12 protein-coding genes are annotated in these 17,501 nt (G+C 53.8%); 6 read left to right on the forward strand and 6 right to left on the reverse strand.

The window, feature by feature from the left end:
• The first annotated feature begins 61 nt into the window (after positions 1 to 61).
• The gene (locus tag BLR44_RS09515; protein ID WP_089681464.1) at positions 62 to 1,990 is read left to right on the forward strand and encodes a S9 family peptidase; all 1,929 of its coding nucleotides are present in this window, start codon (positions 62 to 64) and stop codon (positions 1,988 to 1,990) included.
• A gap of 91 nt (positions 1,991 to 2,081) precedes the next feature.
• Here BLR44_RS09515 and BLR44_RS09520 read toward each other — a convergent pair whose 3' ends face one another.
• Both BLR44_RS09520 and BLR44_RS09525 read right to left on the reverse strand, forming a co-directional pair.
• Positions 2,082 to 2,882 carry a ferritin-like domain-containing protein gene (locus tag BLR44_RS09520; protein WP_089681465.1) on the reverse strand — a complete coding sequence of 267 codons (801 nt, stop codon included), beginning with the start codon at positions 2,880 to 2,882 and terminating at the stop codon, positions 2,082 to 2,084.
• A gap of 23 nt (positions 2,883 to 2,905) precedes the next feature.
• The gene (locus BLR44_RS09525; RefSeq protein ID WP_089681466.1) at positions 2,906 to 3,604 is read right to left on the reverse strand and encodes a ferritin-like domain-containing protein; all 699 of its coding nucleotides are present in this window, start codon (positions 3,602 to 3,604) and stop codon (positions 2,906 to 2,908) included.
• Positions 3,605 to 3,835: 231 nt separating this feature from the next.
• Between BLR44_RS09525 and BLR44_RS09530 the strand changes: the two genes are divergently transcribed.
• Positions 3,836 to 4,153, forward strand: coding sequence for a hypothetical protein (locus tag BLR44_RS09530; protein ID WP_245706022.1), 318 nt, complete (start codon positions 3,836 to 3,838; stop codon positions 4,151 to 4,153).
• 50 nt (positions 4,154 to 4,203) lie between these two features.
• On the opposite strand, the gene recO is transcribed toward BLR44_RS09530, so the two are convergent.
• From recO to BLR44_RS09545, 3 genes are read right to left on the reverse strand one after another with little or no spacing between them, the layout of a single operon-like run.
• Positions 4,204 to 4,905 (reverse strand): DNA repair protein RecO, encoded by a 702-nt coding sequence (gene recO / locus BLR44_RS09535; protein WP_089681467.1) that lies wholly within the window; start codon positions 4,903 to 4,905, stop codon positions 4,204 to 4,206.
• Positions 4,905 to 7,181: a type IX secretion system anionic LPS delivery protein PorZ gene (locus BLR44_RS09540; protein WP_089681468.1), complete on the reverse strand. Its 2,277-nt coding sequence runs from the start codon at positions 7,179 to 7,181 to the stop codon at positions 4,905 to 4,907. Before BLR44_RS09540 ends, recO begins: the two co-directional genes overlap by 1 nt.
• 22 nt (positions 7,182 to 7,203) lie before the next feature.
• A complete protein-coding gene (locus BLR44_RS09545; protein ID WP_089681469.1) occupies positions 7,204 to 7,839 on the reverse strand; it encodes a thymidine kinase in 636 nt (211 codons plus the stop codon).
• Positions 7,840 to 8,021: 182 nt separating this feature from the next.
• Here BLR44_RS09545 and BLR44_RS09550 point away from each other — a divergent pair, with 182 nt between their 5' ends.
• Both BLR44_RS09550 and BLR44_RS09555 read left to right on the forward strand, forming a co-directional pair.
• Positions 8,022 to 9,140, forward strand: coding sequence for a hypothetical protein (locus tag BLR44_RS09550; protein ID WP_089681470.1), 1,119 nt, complete (start codon positions 8,022 to 8,024; stop codon positions 9,138 to 9,140).
• 1 nt (position 9,141) lies between these two features.
• Positions 9,142 to 10,017, forward strand: a complete 876-nt coding sequence (locus BLR44_RS09555) for a geranylgeranylglycerol-phosphate geranylgeranyltransferase (protein WP_089681471.1) — start codon at positions 9,142 to 9,144, stop codon at positions 10,015 to 10,017.
• 2 nt (positions 10,018 to 10,019) lie between these two features.
• Here BLR44_RS09555 and BLR44_RS09560 read toward each other — a convergent pair whose 3' ends face one another.
• Positions 10,020 to 11,855, reverse strand: coding sequence for a glycoside hydrolase family 15 protein (locus BLR44_RS09560; protein WP_089681472.1), 1,836 nt, complete (start codon positions 11,853 to 11,855; stop codon positions 10,020 to 10,022).
• Between the two features lie 676 nt (positions 11,856 to 12,531).
• Between BLR44_RS09560 and BLR44_RS09565 the strand changes: the two genes are divergently transcribed.
• Together BLR44_RS09565 and clpB are read left to right on the forward strand one after the other, a co-directional pair.
• Positions 12,532 to 14,634, forward strand: coding sequence for a sensor histidine kinase (locus BLR44_RS09565; RefSeq protein ID WP_176955968.1), 2,103 nt, complete (start codon positions 12,532 to 12,534; stop codon positions 14,632 to 14,634).
• 186 nt (positions 14,635 to 14,820) lie between these two features.
• A complete protein-coding gene (gene clpB / locus BLR44_RS09570) occupies positions 14,821 to 17,460 on the forward strand; it encodes an ATP-dependent chaperone ClpB (RefSeq protein ID WP_089681474.1) in 2,640 nt (879 codons plus the stop codon).
• Positions 17,461 to 17,501 lie beyond the last annotated feature (41 nt).

The raw sequence follows: 17,501 nt of genomic DNA on the forward strand, positions 1-17,501 counted from the left end.
GCCGTTGATTTTCAGACCTTTCGTTCCCACCCCACCGCTCTTCCCTTTTCCACACTTTACTATGAAACGCTCTTTTTCACTTCTGCTGCTTCCGCTCGCCCTGCTGGCGTGCGTCGATACGTCGCAACGTACCAGTTCGGCCCCTGCCCGGGCCGTCAAACAGTACACCATTGAACAGTTCATGGACAATGAAAAGATTGCCGGTAGTTCGTTTTCGCCCGATCAGACCAAAATCCTTTATTCGAGCAACCGTTCGGGTATTTGGAATGCGTACAGCCTGCCGGTCGCGGGCGGCGAACCGACGGCCCTTACGCAATCGGACAGTAATTCGATTTATGCCATCGCTTATTTTCCCGAGGACGAACGGTTGTTGTTTTCGTCCGATCAGGGCGGTAACGAAATCAACCACATCTACCTGCTCGACACCAACGGCACCGCCCGTGACCTGACGCCCGGCGAACAGGCCAAAGCGTCGTTTTACGGGTGGAGTCACGATCGTCAGAGTTTCTTCTTCGGCTCCAACCGACGCGATCCACAGTTTTTCGACGTGTACGAAGTGCCCGTCGCGACGCTGGAGCCCAGCCTGTTTTACGAAAACAAAGACGGACTGGACCTGGCCGACATTTCGCCGGACAAGCGTTACATCGTATTGACGAAGTCGATCACCACTAGCAACAACGAAATGTACCTGGTGGACCGACAGACGGGTCAGCAGACGCACCTTTCGCCCCACGAAGGCAACGCCACCTACAGCCCCGCCTACTTCAGCCTCGACAGCCAGACCCTCTATTACCTGACTGACGAGAAGGGCGAGTTCAGTACGCTGCGCCGGTACGATCTGGCCAGCGGCGAGCACCGCGACGAACTGGCTTACGATTGGGACATCATGTACGCGTATTTGTCGCACGGGGGTAAGTACCGCGTAGTCGGCGTGAACGACGATGCCCGTAACGTCATTCATGTTTTCGACCAGGAAAATGACGGAAAAGAGATTGATTTTCCGGATGTGGAAGGCGGCGACGTTACGTCCGTCAACATCGCGCCGAACGAAGACCTGATGACGTTTTACGTAGGCAGCTCCAAGTCGCCCAGCGATCTGTATGTCTACAACTTTGCGACCGGCGAACACCGGCAGCTAACCCACACCTTGAATGCGGCCATCGACCCTGACGACCTGGTGGAGGGCGAAGTGGTGCGGTATGCCTCGTTCGACGGCACCAAAATTCCGGCATTGCTCTACAAACCCCATCAGGCCTCGGCCGACAGCCTGTCGCCGGCGCTGGTCTGGGTGCACGGCGGCCCCGGCGGGCAGTCGCGGCTGGGATATTCGCCACTGTTGCAGTACCTGACCAACCAGGGCTATACCGTGCTGGCCGTCAACAACCGGGGCAGCAGCGGCTACGGCAAAACGTTTTTCCAGATGGACGATCAGAAACACGGCACCGAAGACCTACAGGATTGCATCTGGGGAAAGAAGTACCTGGCCGAAACCCAGTATGTCGATTCCAGCAAGATTGGCATCATTGGCGGTTCGTACGGCGGTTACATGGTGCTGGCGGCGCTGGCGTTTCAGCCCCAGGCATTCGACGTGGGCGTCGACATTTTCGGTGTGGCCAACTGGCTCCGTACGCTGAAGAGCATTCCGCCGTGGTGGGGCTCGTTCCGCGATGCGCTGTACGCCGAAATGGGTAACCCGGAAACCGATTCGGTGGCGCTGTACAACAAATCGCCGCTGTTCCACGCGCAGAACATCGAGAAACCGCTGATGGTGTTGCAGGGGGCCAACGACCCACGCGTCCTGAAAGTAGAATCGGATGAGATTGTGGCGGCCGCCAAGTCCAACGGAGTCCCGGTCGATTACGTTGTGTTCGACGACGAGGGACACGGCTTCGCAAAGAAAGAGAACGAGATTAAGGGCTATACCGCGATTGTAGCGTTTCTGGATCAATACCTCAAAAACGCACCGGAGGCAGAAGTCAATCTTCCATGAAGACAGGCACGAAAAAACCCGAACGGCACACGCACCGTTCGGGTCTCTCTTCATAAACCACTTAACCTATAAACTGAAGAAAACTGCGTAGTTAGGCTTTTAAAAACAGTGAAGCAATGGTCGTTACTTCGTCTTTCGTAAGCGGCTCGTCGTAGGCTTCGGTAACCGCATCCGCCCCGACGGAGGTGATCGAAACGGCATCAACCCCGCCCTGCATTACGTTGTCTTCGCCGTTGTAAACAGCCTGCGTTTCGGCGGGCATCCCGGTGCCGCGTTGGTCTTGCGTAATCCAGCCCATTAACCCGCGAATGCGACGGACCTCTGATGCATGGCGCGCCTCGACCGAGTGAATCTGGAGCGCTGCTTTCAACACGTCGCTCGCACCGAGCAGGTTGCCTGCCTGCCCTTTGTAAGCCCGCACGCCTGTGTCCTCAAATGCCTGTGAGAGCGCCAGGAACTGATCGTAACTCCCGAATGGGTCAAACGTACCGCTCACGGTGAAATCGAAGGTAGGCTTGTCGATGGGCGTTCCGCCTGCGCCGCTGATGGCCGTTTTTAGAAATTCGACGTGAGCGGCTTCGTGTTTACTAATCTGGGCGAAGACCATCTCAGCATCCGATCCGGCGGGAATCACGCCGGCGTCCAGTCCCATCAGGTAGTACTCGTTTTCCAGGTATTCGAGCAAGAGGGCAAAATTCAGGACCTCAACAGGATTGGCCATCGACTGTGCCCGGGCCGGGCTGGAAGCCAGCGCAGCCAATCCGAAGGGAACCGCCGCCAGCAGCGATTTGGCGCCTAAGTCGCCAAACATCCGAAAAGCATCGCGCCGTGAAGTCGCTTTTTTAGGATCGATGTCCAGTTGAAACTGGTCGATGATATGGAAGATATTCATATGATTCGTGTTAAAGGTTAAGGTTACGAAGGCAGGTTGCTGCCGCTGACGGGGGTTGTTAGATAAGCCGCAGCCGCCATCAGCACATCGGTCGGCGCCGTAGCCCGGTCCAGCCCGTTGCTGTCCACCACGTCGTCGCCCGCAAACGCCTTGGCATTTGTGCCGATCAGTTGGCGAATGGCGGCAGCATGACGCGCCTCTACTGAAACGATTTTACCCGCCAGCAGCAGATAATCGACGTTCTGGATCAGGTTTCCGGCTCCGTTGTAAGCCGCCACACCCAGGTCTTCAAAGGTCTGCGCCGCCATCAATACGCTGGCGCGATCGCTGAAATCGATGCTACTGAAGTCGACCTCCAGCGCCTGGATGGCATCCGATCCCAAGGCCGCTTTGAAAAAGTCGCGGTGCGCCACTTCGTGCTTCTGCAGCGCCTCCATAATTTTGCCTTCTTCACTCGAAATGCCTCCGTACGGAGAAGCCATTACGGCGGTGTAGAAAGCCGCTTCGAGTTGTTCCAGGGCATACGCGTAATTCAAGATTCCCACGTCGCCGCTGCCCAGGTCTACCGCATCGGCCGGAGGGGTCGGCATAGGATCGTCGTTTTTGTCACAACCCGCCAGGATCAGGCCGGTCGTAGCCAGGGCGATGCCGCTGGTGGCCAGAAAATTTCGACGGGACGTACTTTTCCCGAAGCCTTGTGCAGGCTTTATCAACTTTGACATACGTTTTTCGTTTTTGAGAAAAAAATCTACCCGTGTGTGTTGTATTTTTTGCTTCGGTGCGGGGTAGTACTTCACCCGTAAGCTGGCATACCTACGGCAGGGAAGGGTAGTCCGGATTTTTTGCGGGATATTTTCTTACTTTAAGCAACTCCGATGCCCAGCCTCGCGTCCAGAAATCTGACAGAAAAGGCGGCCATCCCCCTGAATGATCGTCTTTAGCGCCTCCCTGTCATGAAAGGAATTCAAGTACACATGCCCCACATGCGCGTGGCGGGAATGGCCCTCTGGCCGTTTATTCTGCTCCGCCCGGCCCGCCCAACGGCCCGCCTGATTAACCACGAGCGCATCCACTTGCGGCAGCAGTTGGAGTTGCTGGTCATTCCTTTTTACGTGTGGTATGTCGCCGAATACGGGTGGTACCGGTGGAAGGGGCTGCCGCACGGCGCGGCGTACCGGCGGATTAGTTTCGAGCGCGAAGCGTATGCCCACGAGTCGGATCTGCACTTCCTAAAAAAACGCCCCCTCTGGCATTTCAGGCGGTATTTGTAATCCGCAGAGAAGCTAAGTAGTGATATTCAGGATATACGATCAGTGGGGTTTTACCGCATGGTTTCCTGGAGAACCGTCAGCGACCGGATTTCGCCAAAATTGGCGACGTGCAAGTCGTAAAATTTCATGACGTGCTCGAGGAGGCTGCGCCGGATCGTATTGGAAACCGGGATGTGAGTTTCGTAAGATCGGCTCTGCAAAAGCGCGTTCAGCGCGGTTTCTTCGGCGGGGTCGATGATCTGCCGCCACCCGGCGGTATCGAACAGTTGACTGTAGAGATCGCCGGCCGACGACGGCATAAATCCCAGAAAACGGCTCAGCCCGAGCAGAAACTGCAGGTGAAAGTTGCCGTAGTGGTCGGGCATGACATCGAACTGATAGAGACTTTCGAGCAGAAAGCGAAACAAGTCCGGATTGGGGGTTTCTTCGCGCACCGATTTGCTCAGTACCTCGGCCAGAAAAAGTGCGATGCCCGACTTACGGAAATCGTAGGGAATGGACGTATAGGGCTGGAGACAGCGCACCTCCGAAATGCGGTGCAGGTCAGCACCGGGCCGATAGTAAATGACCAGATTGACGATGGTGAGCGGCTGGAACAACGCAGTGCGCGGCCCTGCACTGCGGCTACTTTTCCGCACGCCGTTCATCAAGAACGATTGTAGCCCGAAGTCTTCCGTATAGATGCGGCTGATTACCGACGATTCCCGGTAGTTCAGGTAGTTGAAGACGATGCCCTGTGTTTTTTCCAGCATTATTCGACCAACGCGATTTTTGTCACCAGACCGTCCATTCCGTCTTCGGAAGCACTGAATACCAGATAGATTCCCGGACTGGCCCGGCGCCCGTTGTAGTCGAAGCCGTTCCAGGCCGCGGCCCCACCGATGGCCTGGGTCTCGTAAACGAGTTTGCCAGAAATGTCGGTAATTTTTACAGAGGCATTGCGGGCTAATCCCGAAATGGTGATCTGCCCGCTGTAGTTGGGTGGCACCGGGTTCGGAAACACCAACGCATTGCTGTGCGTGGCTTCGGCTGCGGTACCCACGGCGCGGTAAGAAATTACACCTTCCTCTTGAGCGATGAACACTTCGCCCGTTACGTCGTTGATGGTCAGGTCCAGGATTTCGTTAGAAGCCAGCGGACTGTTTGCCGTAGTAAAATGCGCCACTTCTTCGTTTTCGCTACCGGCAATGAGAAAAAGTCCACTACGGGTCCCAATCCACTTTCGGTTGCCGCCATCAATGGCCAGCGCCGTGATCTCCGCGTCTCTCAACAGATACTCGGCCTCTGTTGCGCTGACTCGCACGCGCGGACGCTCCGCCTGAATGTCGGTATCGAAAGCTTCGTACGTATTGTAAAATACACCCAAGCCTGCGCTGGTACCCACCCAGATCAAGCCATCCTGATCTTTTGCCATCGCGAGCACTTCGTTGCTCGGCAGTCCGTTCCGATCCATCGTCAGGACACGGCTGCGGTTTTGTTGATCGTCGAACACGACCACACTACCACCCCACAGGCGCACCCACTTGAACCCATTATCGTCGATAAGTAGGTTGCGTGGCCCACGCGGCCCTAACTCCTGAGAAGTCAGTCGCATATCAAAGGCTTCCCATGTCCCGTCCTGTCGTTTTACGTGCAGCGGCCGGTTGGGCGCAAAGGCATTGGTAAGCCACACGTCGCCCTGCGGATCGACGGCTACCCCTACTACTCGTGGCCACACATTGCGCGTCAGCGTACTGTTCTGATCCGTCCACAATTGCATGTTGCTGTCGGGCGCAATGTCGAGCAGACCGTTGGTATAAGAGGCGACGTAATAATGTCCATCTACAGGATTATAGGCAGCATCCACCGCATTGACAAAGGTGTAGGGGATGCTACCGTTCCGGTTAGAATACGACTGCCAACGGCCATTCTCGAAAATTGAGAAGCCCGCATTCTGGTTAGCAGGTTGCGAAGAGGGGGTGTAGCCTCCGTGCAGTATGGTTACTTGGTTGTTATAGCTGTACAGCTTGAAAGCTGTCATAGCAATTGGGCCTGCGGGCAGATAGCTAACCGCCTCGCCCGGCGCACACGAAGCAAACAATCCCTGATTAGCATCGGCTGTCCAGAGGCAACCCTGATCGTCAAGAACGGCATCTTGCACGAACGTCCCCACTGAACGCCGCTGAACACTACGCTGAACAGGGTTGAACACCATGGCCTCCCCTAAACTTGAGAACACGACCTGATCGTCACTAACGCTGACATCCGTGTTGTAATTCTGGTCTACATACGGTGAAACCACCTGCCACCTGTCGCCTGTGAATTGGTAGACATAGCTGTAGAAAAAGTACGTTTTGCCTTCAAGGGTTGCTAAATGCACCACTTTGTCGGTCGTGATGTGAGGCGCGCCACTATCGGCAGCGAACCAGTTCTCGCTGTTTAACAGGTTGTCCTGAAGGCGACCAGCCTGGAACCCCTCCCGTGTAAAAACGAGCAACAGTTCGTCGTTGTACACTGCACAGCTGAACACCTCGGCGCTTACACCGTTGGACATCCGAAACGTATAGTTTTCGCGAATTTCAGCCCGTTCCAGATCAACAACGGCTACGCCGAATCCGCCGGAGACGTAGGCGAACTTACCGTAAAGGTGGATCTGATTGATGGCTCGCCCCCCGACGACCGATTCCGATCTGGCAATGGCGTTAATGTTGATGATTTCGTTCCCTCCTTTGATCAGGTCGATGTTGCCACTGGCGTAGGCCACCACCACCACATCAAGGTCTTTGTGGTATTTTAGGTCGGTAATGTCCACCCCGGTGAATCCGTCGATTCGCGAAAGCGGGTGAAAACTGTTGTCCTCCAGATCGACGTAGAAGAAGGCCCCGCGTGCAGCCGCGTAGATACGCGACCCCGCACTGACCACATCGGTCAGGGATTGGTAAGATTGGTGCGTACGCCACGTTCCGACCGGAATGTTACCGGTCGATTGCGCCTGTGCCAGGAACGGAAAACTGCAAAAAAGCGAGAAGAAGAGAAAGAATGATCGCATGGCGGATGAAGAGCCCAGAACGTTAACGTCGATTTTCGCGAATTCGTGCTTCCTCGGTATGATGCCGGTAACGCATTCCTTCTAAAAAACAACGCCGACAGCGCGCTTCGTACAACTCTTTTTCGCCCAACAACAACTGCTCGTTGGTGTCGACCAGCCGAAAAGAGTAGGAGGCCACCGCGCCGCACACCATGCAGATGGCATGCACCTTGGTCACAAACTCGGCCACGGCCATCAGGGCCGGCATGGCCCCAAACGGATGGCCCTCAAAGTCCATGTCAAGCCCCGCCACAATGACCCGTTTGTTCTGGTTAGCCAGCTGCACACACACGTCAACAAGGTCGTCTTCAAAAAATTGCGCCTCGTCGATGCCCACCACTTCGGCGCTTTCGGCCAGTGCCAGGATATCCGAGGCGTGCCCCACGGTGATGGATTGCAGCGCATTTTCGTTGTGCGACACAATCTGCTCTTCGTGGTAGCGCGTGTCGATGGCCGGCTTAAAAATCTGCAGGGGCTGCCGGGCCAAGGCCGCACGCTTCATCCGCCGGATCAGCTCTTCGGTCTTACCGGAAAACATAGACCCACAGATGACCTCAATCCACCCGACTTTCAGGCTTCCTTCATGATCACGTTCGGAGAAATGAGGCTCTATAAACATCGGCGTCAGCTGCTAAAATGAAATGCGTTTTTCTTCGTTATGTACAAAGGAGGAACTGTGGCAAATTACACAAATCCGTGGTGTTTCTGGACGTTTAGTTGATTCTGCAATTCCGTTGTGGTTCAGCGTACAGATCACTAACTTTGAATAAATTTTAGCCTACAAAAGAACTAAATCTCGGCATGGAGACCAAACTTAATCCGCAGGCGCTTGAGGCTTATGCGCAGTCGTTTCTGGAACGGCTGTCTCCGCCTTTTTTCCAATTCCGTGACCGTATTTCAGGCGACCAGATTTTGGAGTTTACTCCCATCCGACAGGTCAACCTTTTTGTCCTGAAAACCCTTTTTGCCCGCTGGAAGGAAGAGGCCGAGCGTCTCCGGAGCCCTTTTTTCGACTACCAGCATCCTGAAGTCCAGCAAGCCCTGAACGACTTTATGGATCAGCTTTCGCAACATATTTCTGTAGCGCAGGGCGATTTCGAGCCTTTGTTACGCCAGTCCATCATCGACGCGCTGCGGTTAGGCCTTACACCCCTCGATTACTTCAAGGACGAAGTGACGCAGCAAAACGTCAGATTTGTGCACGCCGATTCGCTCAAACAGCTACGCCGTTACATCGATTACAACCGCGTGGTTTTGCAGGAGGTGATCAGCGAACTGGAGTCGGGTTACACCAAACAGGCCCCGGCAGGCGAAATCAAACTTTATTTTCACAAAGCTGGCATTCGGCACGATCGCCAGTTGACCAGTATGCAACAGGTACTGAGCGAGTTCAGCGCTGTGCTGCCGTTGCGCGAAGACGACATCGTGATCACTTCCGAGGTACGCGAAGCAGTTCGCCCAGGAGGTCGGCGCGAGCCTGCCGCTCCATCGTTCGCAAGCCATCAGCCCAATCCGCAATTAAAACCCCTGTCTGCCGACGTAGGACTGGCCACGGAGCCGGATCAGGCGCCAGACAAAGTCCCGCTGAACGCACGGTTTGTGCGCGAACCGCAGCCGACGCTGAACGATCGCCTGCGCAAAGAAGCGCCAGCGCGCACGCTCCTCGACGAACATCAGCAGAAAAAAGTAGATAACATTCGCAACGCCATTCCGCTCAACCAGCGCTATGCCTTCATTAACGAACTGTTCAAGGGCGATAATGTTAAATGGAGCATGGCACTGCAGGAGCTGGAAGGAAGTCAGTCGTACGACGAGGCGCTTTCGATGCTGGACCAGAAGTGGGCACTTGAATACGGCTGGCAAAACGACAACGAGCACGTGATGGCGCTTCGGGAAATTGTCCGCCGAAAATTTGCATAGTATGGCACAGGCAACCGTCGCCGGGCCGCGTAATTTTTCCCTCATCGGGTTTATCCGCCTGGTGCGGGTGGGTAATCTTTTTATTGTGGTGGCGACTCAGTACCTCGCCGGAATTTTTTTAATCGGCCAGGAGGACTCGTGGTGGTCGCGTCTCACGGATCGGCACCTCTTCCTGCTGACGCTCTCCACCATCATGATTGCCGCCGCGGGCTATATCATCAACGACTATTATGACGTCAAAATCGATGTCATCAACAAACCGCAACGGGTCGTCATCGACCGGCTGTTGAAGCGCCGGGTTGCGATGGGTGCTCACTTGGTGCTCAGTACGTTGGGGATTGTGATCGGTACGGCACTGCACTGGAAGGTCGGTTTGATCAACATCGGAGCGGCGGGGCTGTTGTGGCTGTACTCCAGTTTCCTGAAACGGCTGCCTTTGCTGGGGAACCTGACCATCGCATTGCTGACGTCTTCGACGCTGGCCGTGTTGGCCGTCTATTATCGGCAGAACGAAGCGATGCTGTTCACTTTCGCGATTTATGCCTTTTTTATGACCCTCGTGCGCGAGATCGTGAAAGACCTGGAAGACATGCGCGGCGACGCCTCGCACGGTTGCAAAACGCTTCCCATCTTATGGGGGGTTAGCAAAACCAAGAAGCTGATCTATGGACTGATTGCCGCGTTTATTGCCGTGTTATTTCCTTTGTCGGCTCTGCTGTCCGACCGCGTCGGGTACTTTTTTCTGTTGTTATTGTTGCCGCTGTCCTGGTTGACGGTGCTGCTGGTCCGAGCCGATACGGTGCAGGATTTTACGTTTCTGAGCCGCCTCTGCAAGTGGATTATGATTGCCGGGATGCTCAGCATGCTGCTGCTTTAAACCTACGCGGGCGTTGCGCCCGGCCGGTTTTCGACTTGCCGGTTCAATTCCAGGGCGGCACTGATAAGCCCCAGGTGCGTAAACGCCTGCGGATAGTTGCCCAATTGGCGGCCGCGGGTGTCGAGTTGCTCAGCGTAGAGTCCCAGGTGATTGGCGTAGCCCAGCATCTTCTCAAAATACAGACGCGCTTTTTCGAATTCTCCGGTTTTGGAGAGGCACTCAACCAGCCAGAACGAACACATGGAGAAGGTCCCTTCTTCGCCATCCAGCCCATCGGTTGCGCCATCGTCCAAACGGTACCGGTACACCAACGATTCAGAAGAAAGGCGCTGTTCTACGGCCTTTAGCGTGGTATGCCAGCGCGGCTCGGCGGGCGTTACAAACCGCACAATGGGCATGAGCAGCACGGAGGCATCGAGTACATCGCTGTTTTTCGATTGCACGTATGCTTCCTGTTCCGGATCGTAAAAGTCCTCGAAGATCTCAAGATAAATCGCATCGCGTGTGGTACGCCACTTGTCGAGGGGTGCCGGAAACGAGCGGTCTTCGACCAATTTGATGGCCCGGTCGAGCGCCACCCAGGCCATGAGGCGCGAATACAAAAACTTCTTTTTCTTGTGACGCACTTCCCAGATGCCGTGGTCAGGCTCCTGCCAGTGTTCACACACAAAATCGATCTGCTTCTCCATCTTTTTCCAGAAGTCGTAGGTGATCGGACCGCCGTATTTGTTGTAGAGGTAGAGGCAGTCCATCAATTCTCCGTAGATGTCGAGCTGGAGTTGCTTGTAGGCGGCGTTGCCAATCCGTACCGGAGCCGACTGGCGATAGCCCTCCAGGTGATTCAGTTCCTCTTCTTTCAGGTTGGTGTGTCCATCGACACCGTACATCAGTTGAAGTTCTCCTCCTTCTGTAATGTCGTTGAAGCGTTCTTTAATCCAGTCGATGAAGCGGTGTGCTTCGTCCATAAACCCTAGCTGGATGAAAATGTACATGGTAAAGGCCGAGTCGCGAATCCAGGTGTAGCGGTAGTCCCAGTTGCGCTCGCCCCCCAACGTTTCCGGCAACGCAAACGTAGCCGCTGCCACCATAGAACCGTGTTGAAACGAAGTGAGCAGTTTCAACGTCATGGCCGAGCGGTTCACCATCTCTTGCCAACGCCCTTTGTAACGAGAGCCGCTAATCCAGTTTTTCCAGTACTCGTTTGTGGCCACAAACGCCTTGTCGACAAAGTGATCCAGCTCCAGTTTCGGTACGTCCGCTTTCGAAATGGCCTCCATCACAAAATCGGCCTTCTCCATCTCGTGCAACGTAAACTCGGCGTAGCCGTCACCTTCGTCAATCTTGATGGGAACGCTGCTGGTCAACCGCACCATAATGCCGTCGTCCCCCTCACTTTTCAGAACCAGCACACGACCGTCGCATTCGGCCTTGTGTGACGAACGGGCGTAGTTGAACCGGGGGCAGCAGCGCATCCGCAACTTCAGCTTGCCCCGAACCGACGTCACGCGACGGATCAGCACGCAGCGGCTTTCCTGTTCTTTGACCGGCATGAAATCGAGGACTTCGACCACGCCCGCATCGGCCATGAATCGTGTCATGAGGATAGCCGTGTCTGGCAGGTACATCTGCTTCACGTCCACATCGCGCTCCACAGGCGCTATCTCAAAGAAGCCGCCCTTTTTTCTGTCCAGCAAAGCCCCAAAAACCGAAGGGGAGTCGAAGCGCGGGAAACACATGAAATCGACAGAACCATTGAGGCCTACCAGCGCAACGGTATGAAGATTGCCAATAACACCGTAGTCTCCGATAGGAAGGTAGGTCCGTTCTGAATGCTGCATTTACTGTGGGTAAAAAACTAAAAATTGTAGAGCCGCTTGAGGCGTGGTAAAGTACCTACCTTAATAAAGGGTAACTGCCCGAAGGCGAGCATTGTTTTTGTTTTGGTAGAGAAAGGTAGGAAGGTTTTCGTGGAAGAGGGGATGTAGACCGGCGTTGATAGATCATTATAAAGGTTTCATCGATGTGAAAAGGAGGATGTAAGACTCACTAAGAAAATTTTAAGTTTTTCTATCCATAATAATATAAAATACGATTCGGCCTGCGATTCCTTTTCCCACTTACCTACCGGAATTCCCCCAAATTCTAGCAAACTTCCAAAAGTAAGTGGGTGACGGTGTGGCTTTTCGCCTGGCTTACTTTTCCCTTCGCCCCCTCTTTTCCAGCATATTAGCGATGATGTAATCTATGTTAGATATTAAGAGACTATCAAAAAATTATATACGTACAGAATTATAGATTTGTAAATAACATTTTATTGACTAGACGCGTGCAGGTGTATGGATGGTCAATAATGGCTGTTTTGGCTTCATCTGAGGCATACCTTTTATGCTCGACACGAAAATATTCCGTTTTGCTTTTACTGGTCCTGGGGTACGCAGGAAAAGTGTAGGCAATGCTAAAGGGATGCTTTCGCGCATAATGCTTCTGGTTCTTCTGCTAAGTGGATCTCCTTCTGTGCACGCAGCGACAGAGATACCAATCCTTACCAAGCAACCCGATGCCCCCCACCCGGAGATAGAGATCTCGTATTTTGAAGATAAGAAGAAGGTCTTCGATTTTGAAGAACTACTTGCGGTTCAAGACTCATTACCGTTTGAGCAAGCCGAGCGTGGCAAATTCAACTTTGGCTTTTCCAAGTCGGTCTTCTGGCTCCACCTGCGCGTGAAGCGTACCGCCGACGAGCCCATTCCCTGGCTGTTGGAAGTTGAGCACCCTTCGCTCGACATTGTCGACTTTTTCTATCACGATACGGATAGCACCTGGAAAGAGATCAACTCCGGCGAGCTGTATTCGCCCATTTACAATCAACCTCAGTTTTACCATAACTACCTTTTTCCGGTCGACCTGTCGGATACTACCGCGCAAGATTATTTCCTACGCATTCACAACAAAGGGAGCGTCCGGGTGAGCATGAGTTTCGTCGAGGCCTCTTACCACCAGGAAGTAGCCATGCGGCAGGAAATCATTTTCGGGATTTTCTACGGTGCCCTCATCGGCCTTCTGCTCTACAACCTGCTGCTCTTCTTTTCGCTACTGGAGTGGTCTTACCTGTATTATTGCTGTTTTGTAGGGTTCAACATTTGCCTACAGCTTGTCATCAATGGCCATGCGCCACAGTACCTGGAATTTGTCGGTGGCTTCTGCAACGAACTTTCGGTGATTTCGGCCTACGGTACCCTGTTCTTCTCGACCATTTTTGCCATCACTTTTCTTAAAACACACCGCCACCTGCAAGGCATTCACGTGCTGTTGCAATTCTTGGCCATTGCCAGTGGGCTGGGCATGGTGTTCGCCTGGCGTGCCGACCACCGGGTGGCCTCGGAGGTCATCGCATTTTTGTTTGTCGCTACGTCCGCTTCGATCCTGACGGCCGGTGTACACGCGCTTTACCAGGGCAATAAATCGGCCCGCTACTTTGTTCTGGCGTGGGCGATTCTGCTGATCGGCACCTTTCTGTTAGGCCTCCATTACCTGGGTTGGATCTCGCTTAGCATCGCGCCCGACACCATTGTGCAGGTAGGCTCTTTTATCGAAGCCCTGTTGTTCGCTATCTCGCTGGCGGATAGAATTCGGATGTATCGCTCTGAAAAAGAGATAGCCCAAACCGAAGCCTTGGCCGCCGCCGCCGAACAGGAGCGCATCATCACGGAATACAACCAGCAGTTGGAAGAGACCATCCAGTTGCGTACCGACGAGATCATCCAGAAAAGCGAAGAGATTCAGCAGCAAAACGAAACGCTTCACGAGCAGCAAGCCATCATTGAAGAGAAAAACAGAGAGTTACAACAGTACAACTACTCGCTCGAGAAGCAGGTTGAAGACCGAACACAACAGTTGATGCGCTCGCATCAGGTCCTGGTACGACGCAACTCCCAGCTGGAGCAATTTGCGTTTATGGTGTCTCATAAAATCCGTAAACCCGTGGCGCACATCCTCGGGCTGATGGGCATTATCGGGATGGAGCAGAGTCCGTTGAGTGTGCTGCAGAAGTACTTACCCCACCTGGAAAAAGCTACCCACAACCTGGACGCGGTCATCAAAGACCTGGCGCAACTTCTGGAAATCGAGGAAGCGGCAACGACCGACAAACTTCAGGAAAGCGAGTTTGCTCAGGTATTCGCTACCGGCATCAAGCCCCTGGCGGGATTGATTGGGGCGTTACAGGCCGAAATTCATACGGATTTCTCGCAGGTCGCCGGCATGAAGATGATTCCTGAGTACATGGAAAACATTTTCTACCACCTGATCAGCAATGCGTTACAATACCATACGCCCGGCCGACGCCCGGTGATCTACATCCAAAGCTATGTCGAAGAAAGCGGCATCACCCTCACGTGCAAGGATAATGGTGTAGGCATTGACCTGAACACATACGGCGAGAAAATATTTGGTATTTACCAGCAGCTTCACGAAAACCCCGAAGGCAAAGGGCTTGGGCTCTACCTGGTGAAAATGCAGACCGAGGCTATGAACGGACGCATCAACATCGAGAGCTGTCCTGGTCAGGGCACCACTTTTACCCTCCATTTTGAAGTAGCGGTACACCAACCTGCCTGACGCCGCCAAAATGGCGCAACTCCTTCGCTTCTGAATGAAAATTGATCGCAAAATGCGTCATTATGACCGCATTTTTGGGTTTTATCAAGCTGGACTTTGATTTGTTACTACACGGAAGCAACTCACATCGAGAGGTGGAAAGTTGCCGTACAACCCATTGAAGAACCTCAACGCAATCGATAAATCATGAACCTGAATAATTTCACAATCAAGGCACAGGAAGCCATTCAAAAGGCTACGGAAATAGCCGGAGGCAACCAGCAGCAGGCCATTGATACCGGCCATTTGCTGAGAGCCATCCTTCAGGCCGATGAAAATATGATTTCGTTTCTGACCAAGAAGCTGAACATCAACCGTCAGTACCTGGATCAGAAACTCGACGAGATCATTGCCAGTTACCCGAAAGTAAGCGGCGGAAGTCCTTATTTGGCGAACGATGCCGCAGCGGCCGTTCAGAAGGCCCAGACTTTCCTGAAAGAATTCGGCGACGAGTATGTCGCTGTTGAGCATTTGATGCTGGCGATTCTGGCCGGAAAAGACCGCGTTGCGCAGTTGATGAAAGACGTGGGCTTCGCGGAGAAGTCCCTGAAGCAAGCGATTCAAGAGCTGCGTGGCGGGCAAAAAGTCACGGACCAAAACGCCGAAAACAAATATCGTTCGTTAGAGCGCTACTCACAAAACCTCACGGCGCTGGCACGGCGCGGGAAGATTGATCCCGTGATCGGGCGCGACGAAGAGATCCGGCGTGTGCTGCAGATCTTATCGCGGCGCACTAAAAATAACCCTATGCTGGTCGGGGAGCCCGGCGTCGGGAAAACCGCCATTGTCGAAGGGTTGGCAAAACGCATTGTCGATGGTGATGTACCCGAGAACCTGAAAACCAAGCAGATCGTATCGCTTGACCTGGGTTTGCTCATCGCCGGTGCCAAATACAAAGGAGAATTTGAAGAGCGTCTAAAAGCCGTGATCAAAGAGGTGACGGATTCCGAAGGCGAAATCATCCTCTTTATTGACGAAATCCACACGCTGATCGGAGCCGGCGCGGGCGGCGACGGTGCCATGGATGCTGCCAACCTATTAAAGCCCGCACTGGCACGTGGCGAACTGCATGCCATCGGCGCGACTACGCTTAAAGAATACCAGAAGTACATCGAGAAAGACAAAGCGCTGGAACGTCGTTTTCAGACCGTTACGGTCGATGAACCCAGCGTAGCCGATTCCATTTCCATCCTGCGAGGCATCAAAGAAAAGTATGAGCTGCACCACGGTGTGCGGATTAAAGACGATGCCATTATCGCGTCGGTCGAATTGTCCAACCGCTACATCACCGAGCGGCAATTGCCCGACAAGGCCATTGACTTGATGGACGAGGCGGCATCCCGCCTGCGGATCGAGATTGATTCGTTGCCGGAGGAGTTGGACGAAGTGCAGCGGAAAATCATGCAACTGGAAATCGAGCGCGAAGCCATCCGCCGAGAGGTCGATCACAACAAGGAAGCCATCCTCAACAAGGAAATCGCCGATCTGAACGAGACGCGCAATAGCCTGAAGGCGCGCTGGGAGAGCGAGAAACAAGTGCTGGAGGGCATCCAGAAGGCGAAAGAGGAAATTGATCGCTACAAATTGGAGGCCGAGCAAGCAGAGCGCTCCGGCGATTACGGACGTGTGGCCGAGTTGCGCTACGGACGCATTCGCGAGGCTGAGCAGAAGCTGGAAGATTACCAGAAGCAAGTCCAGGAAATGCATCAGGATGGAAAATCGATGCTGAAAGAAGAGGTGACTTCGGAGGACATCGCAGAAGTAGTCGCTAAATGGACGGGCATTCCGGTTACCAAAATGCTGCAAAGCGACCGGGAAAAGTTACTGAACCTGGAACGAGAGTTGGGCAAACGCGTCGCCGGACAAGAGGAGGCCATTAGTGTCGTGTCTGATGCCGTACGCCGGAGTCGCGCGGGATTGCATGACCCGAAACGGCCGATTGGTTCGTTCATCTTTCTGGGTACGACCGGGGTAGGAAAAACCGAACTCGCCAAGGCCTTGGCTGAGTTTCTGTTCGATGACGAAAACGCGATGGTGCGCATCGATATGTCGGAGTATCAGGAACGCCACGCCGTTTCGCGGCTCGTAGGAGCGCCCCCCGGCTATGTGGGTTATGACGAAGGCGGGCAGTTGACAGAAGCCGTACGCCGGAAACCGTATTCGGTGATTCTGCTCGACGAGATCGAAAAGGCGCACCCCGATGTCTTCAACATTTTGTTGCAGGTCCTCGACGATGGTCGCCTGACCGATAACAAAGGTCGTGTGGCGAATTTTAAAAACACGATCATCATCATGACCTCTAACATCGGTTCGCATCTTATCCAGGAAGGATTTGAGCGGATGCGGGACATCTTACCGGATGGCGATGACATGGGCAGCGTGGACCACATTTTGGACGAAACACGCGAGCAGGTTATGGAGATGCTGCGCAAGAGCCTGCGTCCTGAGTTCCTGAACCGGATCGATGAGATCGTCATGTTCAAACCGCTGTCGCGCAAAGAGATCCGCCAGATTGTGGAGATCCAGTTCCACCAAATTCAGCAACGTCTGGAAGAAAGTGGTATTCGCCTGGAAGCGACCGACGACGTGTTCGACAAACTCGGTGAGCTTGGGTTCGATCCGCAGTTCGGAGCCCGCCCTCTGAAAAGGGTCATGCAACGCGTTTTGCTGAACGAACTCTCGAAAGAGATCCTAGCAGGACACATCAGCAAAGACTCGGTTGTGGGCATTACGCTTGATGGCAATCAAAACATCCACTTCATGAACGTGGATCGTGTGGAGATCTAAGTAAAAAATAGTCTATAAAAAAAGCCTCTCTTTCCAGAGAG

Origin of the sequence: Catalinimonas alkaloidigena (assembly GCF_900100765.1) — a bacterium.
GTDB classification, from domain to species: domain Bacteria; phylum Bacteroidota; class Bacteroidia; order Cytophagales; family Flexibacteraceae; genus Mooreia; species Mooreia alkaloidigena.